Origin of the sequence: Vibrio sp. 10N.286.46.A8 (genome assembly GCF_041470165.1) — a bacterium.
Taxonomy (GTDB): domain Bacteria; phylum Pseudomonadota; class Gammaproteobacteria; order Enterobacterales; family Vibrionaceae; genus Vibrio; species Vibrio tasmaniensis_A.
In genome coordinates this window covers 1-11,953 of record NZ_JBFRLX010000080.1, presented here as the reverse complement: position 1 = coordinate 11,953, position 11,953 = coordinate 1, and the positions used below count along the sequence as shown (strand labels likewise).

9 protein-coding genes are annotated in these 11,953 nt (G+C 43.7%); 2 read left to right on the top strand and 7 right to left on the bottom strand.

Going from position 1 to position 11,953, the window contains the following annotated elements; translation table 11 throughout:
• Positions 1-264 precede the first annotated feature (264 nt).
• The 5 genes from AB4232_RS09600 to dmeF form a co-directional block, all read right to left on the bottom strand.
• A complete protein-coding gene (locus AB4232_RS09600) occupies positions 265-1,185 on the bottom strand; it encodes a LysR family transcriptional regulator (protein ID WP_009846869.1) in 921 nt (306 codons plus the stop codon).
• Between the two features lie 219 nt (positions 1,186-1,404).
• The gene (locus AB4232_RS09595) at positions 1,405-2,403 is read right to left on the bottom strand and encodes a DHH family phosphoesterase (protein ID WP_372087004.1); all 999 of its coding nucleotides are present in this window, start codon (positions 2,401-2,403) and stop codon (positions 1,405-1,407) included.
• A gap of 282 nt (positions 2,404-2,685) precedes the next feature.
• Positions 2,686-4,410, bottom strand: coding sequence for a methyl-accepting chemotaxis protein (locus AB4232_RS09590; RefSeq protein ID WP_032499726.1), 1,725 nt, complete (start codon positions 4,408-4,410; stop codon positions 2,686-2,688).
• A gap of 613 nt (positions 4,411-5,023) precedes the next feature.
• The gene (locus AB4232_RS09585; RefSeq protein WP_009846872.1) at positions 5,024-5,440 is read right to left on the bottom strand and encodes a MarR family winged helix-turn-helix transcriptional regulator; all 417 of its coding nucleotides are present in this window, start codon (positions 5,438-5,440) and stop codon (positions 5,024-5,026) included.
• Positions 5,418-6,416, bottom strand: coding sequence for a CDF family Co(II)/Ni(II) efflux transporter DmeF (dmeF, locus tag AB4232_RS09580; protein ID WP_372087003.1), 999 nt, complete (start codon positions 6,414-6,416; stop codon positions 5,418-5,420). The genes AB4232_RS09585 and dmeF overlap by 23 nt, the downstream gene beginning before the upstream one ends.
• Positions 6,417-6,805: 389 nt before the next feature.
• On the opposite strand from dmeF, the gene AB4232_RS09575 reads away from it, so the two are divergent.
• A complete protein-coding gene (locus AB4232_RS09575; RefSeq protein ID WP_240797153.1) occupies positions 6,806-8,323 on the top strand; it encodes an arylsulfatase in 1,518 nt (505 codons plus the stop codon).
• Between the two features lie 67 nt (positions 8,324-8,390).
• On the opposite strand, the gene AB4232_RS09570 is transcribed toward AB4232_RS09575, so the two are convergent.
• Positions 8,391-9,305: a LysR family transcriptional regulator gene (locus AB4232_RS09570; protein WP_017097452.1), complete on the bottom strand. Its 915-nt coding sequence runs from the start codon at positions 9,303-9,305 to the stop codon at positions 8,391-8,393.
• Positions 9,306-9,500: 195 nt separating this feature from the next.
• A complete protein-coding gene (locus AB4232_RS09565; RefSeq protein ID WP_081228560.1) occupies positions 9,501-10,412 on the bottom strand; it encodes a LysR family transcriptional regulator in 912 nt (303 codons plus the stop codon).
• 213 nt (positions 10,413-10,625) lie between these two features.
• Between AB4232_RS09565 and AB4232_RS09560 the strand changes: the two genes are divergently transcribed.
• On the top strand, positions 10,626-11,885 hold the full coding sequence (locus AB4232_RS09560; RefSeq protein WP_372087002.1) for an adenylosuccinate synthase: 1,260 nt from the start codon (positions 10,626-10,628) through the stop codon (positions 11,883-11,885).
• The last annotated feature ends 68 nt before the right edge of the window (positions 11,886-11,953 follow it).

Sequence of the window (11,953 nt, the reverse complement as noted above, 5' to 3'; positions counted from 1 at the left end):
TTACGAATCATAAGAGGTTTGCGAACTATAAGGGATTTGCGAACTAAAAGAGGCTTGCGAATCAAAAGAGATTTCTCAGACATGATATTTATTCTTATATGTAATTAGTAATGATAATGGTTTGCATTAAACAGCCAGTTATCACTCCAATCAACGAAAGTTTCATGCTGAAAATTCATTATGATTATTCATTTATCAAATAATGCAGACAAAATATATTCAATTCATTAGCATTGAGCCCGTAACATTCATGTGCCAGATAACTTAGGAGTATGTCTCTTTAAATAGTTCACGAATCCAACGACACATAGGGTCATTGTGGAAACGTTTATGCCAGTAGAGATATACGTCTTCTGATGGGCTCCTGATCGCTTTGGGTACGCGTTTACAAACAAGGTTTCTCTGTTTTGCTGCTTGTTGAGCAAAAGGTGTCGGCAGGTGAAAGATGATATCGGTCGCTTCAGCCATATCTGGAGCGACGTTAAAGTTAGACAGTTGAATCGGTATCGATAGCTGACGCTGCTTATCGATCAAGCCCAAATCTTTGAAACGACTTTCAATCGAGAGCTTCTTATCCCCTTGCAGTGAGATCTGGCCGAGTTGGCTACTCAATAAATCATCAACGGTGATCTCTTTATCCGCCAGAGGGTGGTCTTTGCTCATCAATAACCGATAGTCGCGACTGATTACGAACATTCGATACAAGTTTTGTTCAGAACTTAATGGTTCATGCGTCGACAATACAAAGTGCGCATCACCTGATAACAGAGGTTCAAAGTGTCGTTTAGGAATCGAGTCGATATCGACAACCATATTCGGCGCTTGCTTGCGGATTTGTGCCACCACTTTTGGTAACAAATGCGAGACTTGCGGAACCAAGCCAAAGAACCGAACGGTACTATTGCTCGTCTGCGGTTCAAATACGTCTCCATGTACCAATTTCTCAAGGCGTGTGAGCACAGAGTTGAGGTCTTGCTTAATGACTTCTGCTTTCGGAGTTAACTCATACCCATAGGCTGCGCGGACTAACAAGTCATCGTTGAATACCGTTCGTAGTTTTTGTAGTGAACGACTCACCGTCGGTTGGCTCATGTCCAACGCCAAGGCTGTGTTTGATACGTGCTTCTCTTCAAGAAGGTGTTTAAGAATAACGAGTAGGTTAAGGTCGACCTGGGCAAGATTCATTATAAGGATATTCAATATACTGAAGATTCAATATGCGTATAGTGCAATTTCCCCAGAATTAATACAATTGATAATCACTCTTACTTTGATGTCATACAATGTGAAGTGCCGAATTTGATGCTAACTAAGTTTTTGAAAGGCTTATTTGGGTGACTTTAGACACAAAAAAAGAAGCCAAATGGCCTCTCTTTACCCTATTCACTCTCGCTACTATTTTAGTTAGCGCTCAACACTCGGCGAATAATAAGCGTCCAACAGTGAAATGAAATTCCCTCTATCAAGTTCGCTAAGTTGATTAATGCCAGCCGCTGCTTTTCTTCCTCCGCCAGTTACAAAGCTAGAGCAAATTTCATCTGCGCCTGTTCTATTGGATAGTGGTGCTCTTAGGCTAACAGTATAAGATTCGCCATCTTGGTTTTTCGTTAATACTGCTTGCGCTCGGTTTGGATCTTGATTCACGATCTCATTGCCAAATACACCACTGATACGTCTTGCCCAAGTCTCACCAGGCAGTTCAAACACACGTGCGAATACACTTTCATACGCAGGGGCAAGGTTTGATAATTGCTGGCGGTCATTCTGGTAAGCAGCTCGTAGTCGATAAAACACCGAGTCTTTGTCATCCATAAGATCGAACGGGTTCGGATATTGATAAAGGTTTTGGTAGAGCTCAACTGGCGTGAAATGTAGATCGCTCAATGATGTACCGTAGCCGTTGTAATTAACCAAGGTACCTAGCTCTTCTAAGAACTCAATTTGTGATTGTTCGAATCCATTTTCATCAGCTAACTGTGCGGCCACTACTTTTAAATTATCACCAAAGGCCGCCGCGATTGCCCAAGCTACGTGTGCACCATTTAGCTTCTGGTTAATCAGTAAACTCGTGCAGCTCTCTGGAGAGGTGTCTATCAGAGTGTCTAAATGCTCAGAGATTGGCACGTCCCCTGTTCGATGGTGATCGCAGTAAAACACATCGATGTTGGCATCTAACAGTGAGTGCAATGCTGGCAGGTTCTTCTCCATCGACACATCAAGAACGGTAACGGAAGAGACATCATTTGGATTGCCCGGCTCTATGATTTGACTGGCAACTTGAGAAACCAATTTAATATCACGCTTTACACCGGTAACGAGTACGCTTTTTCTTGGTTCACTTAATCGCAGTTGTAGCAACGCGATGATACCGTCTGCGTCTCCATTGAATACGTCGTAGTGCATGCTGTTCCTCTTCCGTAAGATTTAACGTTTATTTGAAACGCGCCAAAGATATGGCTCACGTCAATGCGTTCGTTCATCGTTAGTCTGCCATTATTTTAGTTTTATTCCACAGATACTTAAGTCTATTTTGTAATGCCTTATTCTTATTTCTATCGATTCAGGCACTTGCCTATCCTTCAGGCACAAAAAAGGCGCGAATAATTCACGCCTTTGTTTTCTATGAACTCACGCCTTGGGTTTCAAATACTTAACATATTTGGTTTCTAACTTGCTCTAGCAGTCTTATGACGTCTTGAACTGTGCTACCGCTTGATCCATATCGTTCGCTTGCTCAGCTACTTTATCGACTTCGACCAAGCAATGCTGCGCCGAAGCGTTGTTATCATTCGAGATGGTATTCAACTCAGTAATTGAGTCACTTACTTGTGTCATTACCGCACCCTGCTCTTCAATCGCTGAAGCAATACGTTCTGAGTTGCCTTGAATGCTTTCCATATCACTCAAGATCAGTTGCAAGCTTGCATCCAGTTCTTCTGAATCTTTAAGTGTCAGCTGGCCTTGTTGGTTACACTCGCCAATCTCTGTCATAGAAGCATTCATTTGGCTCTGGATTGCAGTGACTACACTGGTGATTTCAGTGGTTGATTGGTGCGTTCTGCTTGCTAACGCTCGGACTTCATCCGCAACAACGGCAAAGCCACGACCTTGCTCACCAGCACGAGCGGCTTCAATGGCTGCGTTTAATGCCAATAAATTAGTCTGTTCCGCAATACCTTGGATAATGTTAACGGCACTACCAATTTGATCGACATGGTGATTCAAAGAACTAATCGAATCTTGGCTACTTGAAAGGCGTTCAGACAGCTGGGTAATGTTATTGATGGTATCAACCACCACTTCACGACCTTTGTCGGCATTCACTTTCGCTTGATGAACGCCTTCAGCGGCAACCGATGTACTTTCTGATATCTCCCCAATAGTCAGTACCATCTCTTGCACTGAAGTTGTCATTGTTGAGGTGTGGTTTGCTTGAACTTCGAACTGTTTGATGACCGATTCCAGCTCGTCATGCATGCTCGACGTACTTTGTGTCAACTGATGTGACTTAGATTGAGACGTCGCAATCAACCCTTCAAGCTGGTCTAGCAGTTGATTGAAGTATTCGCCTAGCTTACCGAGTTCGTCTTTGCCATTCTCCGTCGCACGAATAGACACGTCGTTCGAGTCGACAATATTACGGATCACAGTAAGTAGAGATTCAATCTTACCGATGATTGAACGTACGATTAACCAGCTGAATAGAATGATCGCCACTAACAGTGTGACGCAAAGGGTGTTGTTGATCAGCGATAGTTTATCCATCTCTTGCTGTGCCTGTTGATCTAACACGGCCGAGAATTCTTTGAATTGAGTCTCGATAACGTGCGAACCTGTACGCGCTTGCCCTAGTAACCCTTCGTTATGTTTTAACCCTATCACTCGTTTCTGATCTACGACTTGACGAGCTGCTTCTATCAAAGCAGCTGAGCCACCCGCATTAGAAGTAATAGACAGAACACTTGGGTCGAACTCACCCTTCTCGATCAGATCATTGAAGAGATACAGCTCAATTTTTTGTTCAGCACTCGCGGTGGCACTGATGTTATCGAGTACAGCATGAAATTCCCCTAACAATCCTTTGTCTCGTGCTAGTCCATACACTTGGCTGGCTTTAACAAGGTTAACAAAGCTTGTGTGGTACGTTTCGATATCTTCACGCAAATGCGTACTGTTGGCCAAACCCAGATCATTCAGCACAGCATTAAGCTCAGATTCAGACGCTAAGAATTTTTTGTAATTTACGTCGAACTTGTCGAGGTATTTCAGATCACTGCGAAGTAAGAAATCTTTCTCGTTACGACGAAGGTTTAGCAGTCGCACTTCAAGTTCTTTGGTAATTTGTTTGGCTTCGCTCATTTTAGCGGTGGTGTCCGCAAATTGAGATGTGGTAAACAACAATGAAATCATGCCGAAGATGGAGAACACCCCCAACGAATAGAGCTTTTTCTTTATATTCATATACATGGCTCGTCTTTACTAAATTAACTATAAGTATCTAATTGATCGCATCAAAGCATGGATATACGGCTAGTGCGATCGAGTTATTGTTATGATTTTTTATCAGTAATGGGGTTGAGTTTTTGCAGCGGCCCTGCCCGCCAGTAGTGACATCATCAATACATTCAAACAAAGAAGACCCAACCCATTAACGACAGATTAATCAATAACACATTTTCGCTACATGTACATTAATAGAATTATAAAACTGAGAGACAGATATTTGACGGGGTATAAATAGCTGAACGCCTTACTATTAAGGCTTTGAATTAAAACAGTTTGGGCAATTATTGATCTGACGGCTGTGAATGACATTTTTTTGGCTCATCAGCGGAGCAAGAACGAAGAGCAATATTGGGAGGTGTTGACTTGTTTTTGAAACGGTGAGTCCATCGATTAGTGATTGTATAGTCGAGAGAAAACGGCGAAAAAATGGACCTACTCAATTCGAGTCAGGTCCATTTTTAGATTTCTTAATCAATTGCTTTGCAGCTAATAAGTTAGGGTTCGAACTTAAGGCTGACTAAAACGCTTTTACCATCTTAGATAGGCACTTTAGTAATACCGCTTTCTCATCTTCTTCGATGTCTTGCGTTAATTCATTAACTAGGTTCAAGTGAAGCTGATTGTGGTGAACGTGAATCTTCTGCCCTTCATCAGTTAGAGCAACCACGATTGCACGACGGTCCGTTGGGTGTTCATGGCGTTCAATCAATTCGGCTTTAACCAGCTTTTCGATTTGAACGGTCAATGTACCCGTGGTGATGCCCAGCTTTTCAGCGAGCTCTTTCATTCTTAACGCGCCATGCATACCAAGTACTTCAATAGTGTGTACTTGAGCCAGGGAGTAACCCGTCTCTTTGACTACAGACTGTTCCCACGAAGACATTTTATCGTAGAACTCAGTCAGTATTTGGTTAAGCTGTTCTATATTTCGCATGGTCGTTTGAATGCACTTCAAGAGTAAGATGATTAATCTTATCAAACTTGGAGAGCATTTGTTTATATTCAGACACGGTTTTATCACTGTTTGATTCAAGAGTAATTGCTGCTGAATAGTGATGCCCACTCACCTTCCACATATGGAAATCGGTGACCGACGCATAAGGCGTTAAGGTTTCGGTCACTGAGTCGCGATAATCTTGGTGGATATTCTCATCAAGCAGGATTGGACTGGTTTGTTTCATAAGGTTCATCGTCCACTTAGCAATCACAAATGCGCCAACTATTCCCATTGCTGCATCTAACCAGTTCCAACCGTAAAACTTACCAAACAGCAGCGCAACAATGGCCAACAGTGAAGTCAACGTATCCGCCAACACATGCATGTAGGCTGCGCGTAGGTTATGGTCATGATGGTGCTCACCATGCTTATGATTATGGTCGCTGTCGTGATCATGGCTATGTGAATGACCGTGATTCTTACTCTGATTGTTACTATGATCGTGGCCATGCTCGTGTCCGTGATCATGATGGTGATCGCCGAGTAAAAACATACTCACCACATTCACAGTTAAACCAATACAGGCAACGATGATCGCTTCATTGAACTGAATCGCTTGTGGGTTAAATAAACGATGCACTGATTCCACCAGCATCAATAATGACACAATACCCAATGCAATCGCGCTGGTGTAGCCCCCTAACACGCTGACTTTACCAGTACCAAACGAGAAACGTTCACTCTCGGCATGTTTCTTCGCATATCGGTATGCAAATAAGGTGATACCAAACGCTGCAGCATGCGTCCCCATGTGCCAACCATCGGCAAGTAACGCCATAGAGCCGTAAATAGTACCGGCAACGATCTCGACAACCATGGTGATGATAGTTAACAAGAGAACGTAGAAAGTACGCTTTTCACCTTGGCTGTTATGTGAAGAAAAGTTGTGTTGGTGACGTGTTGGAAAACTCAAAATGGCGTCCTTAGCTGGTGTTTGTGGTTAGGGCTGTCTGTCATTAGGAAATGGTGCTTACAAATTCCCTTTGACCTTCAAGTAATTTGACAACCAAAGCAGTTGGTTGGAAGTTAGTTTGATTATCAAACTTTGTCAACGGCGAATTTGGTTTTCGAAATGGGACGAAAATGAATAAGGCTCACTTAATCAAGAAATAAACTCTGGGGCAGGTCTCTGATTTTGAGTAAAACACTAGCCCTGATCACGGCTCCACTATTCCTCTAAGTAACTAGAATTCATACCCAGTAGTCCTCTGAGTTAATACAAAATTGGTATTTTCTTTCTAAACAAATAGAAACTAAAGAAAGGACATTACCTTGACTAAATTAACCAAAACCGTGTTAGCAATGAGCGCACTCAGCGTTGCTCAAGGCGTCGCTGCGGCAGACCAACCGAACATTCTTGCTATCTGGGCAGATGATCTTGGTTACTACAACACTAGCGCATACAACCGTGGAATGATGGGCTACGAAACGCCGAACATCGATCGTATTGCTCATGAGGGTGCTATTTTTACGGATATGTACGCACAACAATCTTGTACGGCTGGCCGTGCTTCGTTCGTGACAGGTCAACACCCATTCCGTACCGGCCTACTTACTATCGGTATGCCAGGTTCAGCACACGGTATTCCTGACTGGGCTCCTACCATTGGTGATGCTCTTAAAGAAGAAGGTTACGCCACTGCACAATTCGGTAAAAATCACTTAGGCGATCAAGACAAACACCTTCCTACAAACCATGGTTTTGATGAGTTCTTTGGCAACCTTTACCACTTAAACGCGGAAGAAGAGCCTGAAACCTACTTTTACCCTAAAGACCCAGAATTCAGAAAGAACTACGGGCCTCGCGGCGTTATCAAAGCAACCTCTGATGGCAAAATCGAAGATACGGGTCCACTGACTCGTGCTCGTATGGAAAACATCGATGAGGACTTTACCGAAGCGGCTATCACGTTCATGGAGAAATCTGTAAAAGAAGATAAGCCTTTCTTTATCTGGTACAACTCGACTCGCATGCACGTTTGGACTCGTCTGAACGAACATTACAGCGGCATTTCTGGTCAAGGTATCTACGCTGATGGTATGGCTCAATTAGACGACAACGTCGGCGCGTTGCTTGATACTCTTGAACGCTTAGAAGTTGCAGACAACACGATTGTTATCCTTTCTACCGATAACGGTGCAGAAAAGTTTACATGGCCTGACGGCGGTACATCTCCTTTCCACGGTGAGAAAGGCACAACTTACGAAGGCGGCATGCGTGTTCCACAAATCGTGAAATGGCCTGGTGTAATCGAACCTGGCTCTGCGGTTAATGCGCTAATGTCTCAAGAAGACTGGTTACCGACACTAGCTGCCGCTGCCGGCAATGACTCTATCGTTGAAGACCTTAAAGAAGGTGTTTCTCTAAATAATAAAGATTGGCGTGTTCACCTAGATGGCTCGAACTTTATGCCATATTTTGAAGGAGAGGCTGAAAAGTCACCCCGTGAAACTATCTTCTACTTCTCTGCAAACGGTGACTTCAATGCGCTTCGTTGGAACGATTGGAAAGCAAGCTTCGCGATGATGGAAGGCACGATGCAATCAGCTATCCGTCAAGCTCCTGCTTGGGCTTCAATTACAAACCTACGTATGGACCCGTTTGAAACCGCAGCGAAAGAATCTGGCATGTACACTCGTTGGATGGTAGATAACATGTGGCTATTCGTACCAATGTCTCAAGAAGTGATTAAGTTCATGGGCTCTCTAAACGATTACCCAATGCAACAAGGCCAAGGCTTCAGTGCCGCAGACATCAATTACAACACGCTAAAAATGCAAAAGCTAATTCAGCAGATGCAAGCACAAAACGCGAAATAGCGGAACAAGGGTTAAACAGCGAAGCAACAGCTAGATAACCCGGCTACCGACCATTAAAGATAACTGACTAATTAAAGCCCCACTGGGGCTTTTTTTGCGAGGCATCAACAATCTTTTTTCTAAACCATGAATGCGCCATATCTGCATTGCGACTCTTGTGCCACACCAGATACTCAGTACCAAGATCCGATTCAAACGGTAAAGGCGACAGCTTAAAATCATCCAGCAGGCCATACCTTTCAAGTATCGATTTCTGACTAATACAAAGCCAATCCGTTCCTCTTACCATATCAAGCATTTCAAATGGGCCAGGCGCCTTTCGTGCAACCTTTCTACTCTTCGCATACTTACTGGTTTTGGTTAACGGTGATTCTTTGGTATCCCACATACTATGAAGAACATGCTTCTCTTCAAGGTATTCTTCCAACGTAATCTCGTCCGCTAATCTAGGGTGGTTTTTATCATAAGCAACCACCATAGGTTCGTTAGAGAGCTGAATACATTCCATTGCCGGATCGTTGATAGGCGTATGGACTATACACAAATCATATCGGTGTTGGCGAAGGTCTAGAACGATGTCTGCGGTATAGTAAGGGTCAATATGAAGACCTATATCTGGCGTTTCCGCATAGAGGATATCGGATACACGCTTCATCAATGAATAAGTTGCACCACTAATACAAGCGACATTAAACGACCTTTCAATTTTTGTTGGGTCGAACTTTCGCTTACTTGGAAAAGTCGATTCAAAGGCATCGTAGGCCTGTTTTATCTGAGGGTAGATGTCATAACAAAAACTGCTCGGTCTATAACCTTCCTTTGTTTTCACAAACAACGGATCATCATAGGTTTCTTTTAGTCGGTTAAGCGCCTTACTAATTGCGGGCTGAGTAACGCCAAAACGTTTCGCGGTATTCGAGATAGAGAGCTCTTCCATCATGACAACAAAATACGGGATCAGACTAAAATCAGTGTTTTTCATGTTCTATTTACCAAACTCGCGTACTAAATTAACTTTCATATCATTGGATTATACCGTATCAACCAAGCACTTCATTAGCGACCCTTTTATTTTGGGAAGTCACCTACGAATTATCATGCTAGAAAACGATGATTAACAAGAACACAAAAAGCCCACACTTGGCAGGCTCAGGTAACTCAAAGTCAGTGATGGCGTTTATTTGTTTTGCAACAGAGTAATCTCATCATTCACCCAGCCTAATAACTGCTTAGTCGCTTTAGATAAGACTTGGTTCTGCCTCACGATATAGCCAAGGCTGGTGCTAGAGAAATTGGTCAATGGCGTAACCTTTGAATTCAAATGCTGCTTGGTGGATATCGCAAACTCAGGAATTATGGCGACACCAAACCCAGCTTCTGCCCAGTCGATTTGAGCATCGACACTCCCTACTTCCATGACTCTATGATTGGGTAGATTAAGGCTTGGTAAACCTTCATCAATGAAGTCACGGGTTCTCGTATCGTGGCCAAGTAGAATCAATGTGAGTTCTGTCTCTATATCGTCATCTTTAACCTCGTTTCCTGTCTTGCTATCAGAGTATTGCATGTCTAGGCCATCGCCTAACGCACACCATGAAAGCTCTTGAAGCTTAGTAAAATAGAGCGACTCGTTGTGCTGCTCTTTCGCAATCACAAAACCAAGATCCGCCTGAGCGTTCTTAACTAAACTCGATGCTTGAGATGACGTAGTGTTCAGTAGCGTTAGGTCGATACCCGGATACCGCGCTTTGAACTTCTGGAACGGGCGAATTAGCAAGAATCGAGAGATGATGTCGCTCACGGCAATAGTTAACGTGCCTATTTTAAGGTCGTTAATGGCGTTGAGATCGGCCTGACAAATCTGCAGTTCGAGTAATGTTCTTTGACTTGTCTCTAGTAACCTTTCACCTGCTTGAGTCAGTTGAAACGGACTTCGCTCTATCAACTTGATGCGTGTTTGTTGTTCCAGTTGTTTTAGGTGCAAACTCACATTGGGTTGTGTCATATGCAGTGCGTTGGCTGCTTTTCCGAAATGCTTATATTCCGCTAGCGTCACAAACGTCTTCAACAAATTAATATCGAGCATCATTTTCTCTCTCTCGTGTTACTTACATCATTCCCTAAAGTAAAGAATGCCCCATCGTCACTCCCTACAGTGAGGAACGAACATGATAGGGAATCTCGCTTGTAGGTTAAAACCTTAAAGGCATATGAAATCCTTATCAAGATAATAAAGATAATTAATTTCTCTTATCCACTTTGTAGGCCTAACATGATTTCTCAATCAGTCAGGAGAAAAATTATGCCATCTATTGTTGTTGTAGGCGCAAACTGGGGCGACGAAGGCAAAGGCCGTATCGTTGATTTTTTAGCAGACCAAGCTTCTGCTAGCATTCGCTTTCAAGGCGGAAACAATGCCGGCCATACCGTAGTAAACGACTTCGGTACATTCAAACTGCACCAACTACCGAGTGGTATTTTTAATCCTGATTGTACGGCAGTTCTTGGCCCTGGCATGGTGATCAGCCCTGCTGCGCTAACTGAAGAAATTGCTGAAGTACAAGCGGCTGGTATCAAAGTTAAAATGGCAATTTCAGACCGTGCGACACTTTGTCTGCCTTTACACGCGCTGGAAGATACGCTTGAAGAAGAGCGTTTAGGCGATGGTGCTTATGGTTCAACACGTCAAGGTATTGCACCAGCGTACGGCGATCGTGTGATGAAGAAAGGCATTCTTGTCGGTTGGTTGAATCAACCTGAAATTTTAGAGCAACGCATTCAATTTTTACTTGATTGGAAGATGCCTCAACTTAAAGCGCTATACCCTAAATGTGACTTCACTCAGACTGCTTCTGAAATGACGGAATGGCTACTTGAAGTGACTAAAGCTTGGCGCCCATTCATCTGCAACGTGACTGAGCCTCTTAAAGCACAGCAATCACAAGACGCGAACCTACTGTTTGAAGCTCAACTTGGTGCAGGCCGTGACCTTGTTTACGGTGAATACCCTTGGACGACATCTTCAAATGTAACCGCTGCATACGCGGGTATCGGTAGTGGCTTACCTGCCCTTCGCCCCGAACGCGTTATTGCTGTGGCTAAATCGTTCAGCTCATCTGTAGGTACTGGTACGCTAGTGACTGCAATGGAAGAGCAAGACAGCTTCCGCGAAAGCTCTAACGAATACGGCGCAACAACAGGCCGCCCACGTGATATGGGTTACTTTGATGCGGTAGCAACTCGCAACGGCGTTGACCTACAAGCTGCAACGGAAATCGCACTGACTAAGATTGACTGCCTGTCTGGTTTGTCTGAACTTAAGATCTGTACCGCTTACTCTGGTGAGCACACTGAAAACCCGATTTGGCCACAAACGGCTGAACTAAAGCCTGTATATGAAGATATGGCTGGCTGGGATGAAGACATCACGGGTTGCCGCACGTTTGAGAGCCTTCCTCAAGCAGCACAAGATTACGTTACGCGTATCGAAGAGTTGATGGGCGTGCCAATCGTGATGGTGTCAGTAGGTCCAGAGCGCGAACAAATGATCATTCGAGGTTAGAGCTCTACTCAAGTCTTTCAGCTAAAGCGGTTGTTTAGCTGAAAGACGACTGTCTCGTCCTAAAATAC

What these genes read in the sequence shown, in the direction of transcription:
- AB4232_RS09595 (WP_372087004.1), bottom strand. Translation starts at nt 2,403, where the DNA reads ATGCACTACGACGTATTCAATGGAGACGCAGACGGTATCATCGCGTTG.
- AB4232_RS09575 (WP_240797153.1), top strand. Translation starts at nt 6,806, where the DNA reads ATGAGCGCACTCAGCGTTGCTCAAGGCGTCGCTGCGGCAGACCAACCG.
- AB4232_RS09585 (WP_009846872.1), bottom strand. Translation starts at nt 5,440, where the DNA reads ATGCGAAATATAGAACAGCTTAACCAAATACTGACTGAGTTCTACGAT.
- AB4232_RS09600 (WP_009846869.1), bottom strand. Translation starts at nt 1,185, where the DNA reads ATGAATCTTGCCCAGGTCGACCTTAACCTACTCGTTATTCTTAAACAC.
- AB4232_RS09560 (WP_372087002.1), top strand. Translation starts at nt 10,626, where the DNA reads ATGCCATCTATTGTTGTTGTAGGCGCAAACTGGGGCGACGAAGGCAAA.
- AB4232_RS09590 (WP_032499726.1), bottom strand. Translation starts at nt 4,410, where the DNA reads ATGATTTCATTGTTGTTTACCACATCTCAATTTGCGGACACCACCGCT.
- AB4232_RS09570 (WP_017097452.1), bottom strand. Translation starts at nt 9,305, where the DNA reads ATGAAAAACACTGATTTTAGTCTGATCCCGTATTTTGTTGTCATGATG.
- AB4232_RS09565 (WP_081228560.1), bottom strand. Translation starts at nt 10,412, where the DNA reads ATGATGCTCGATATTAATTTGTTGAAGACGTTTGTGACGCTAGCGGAA.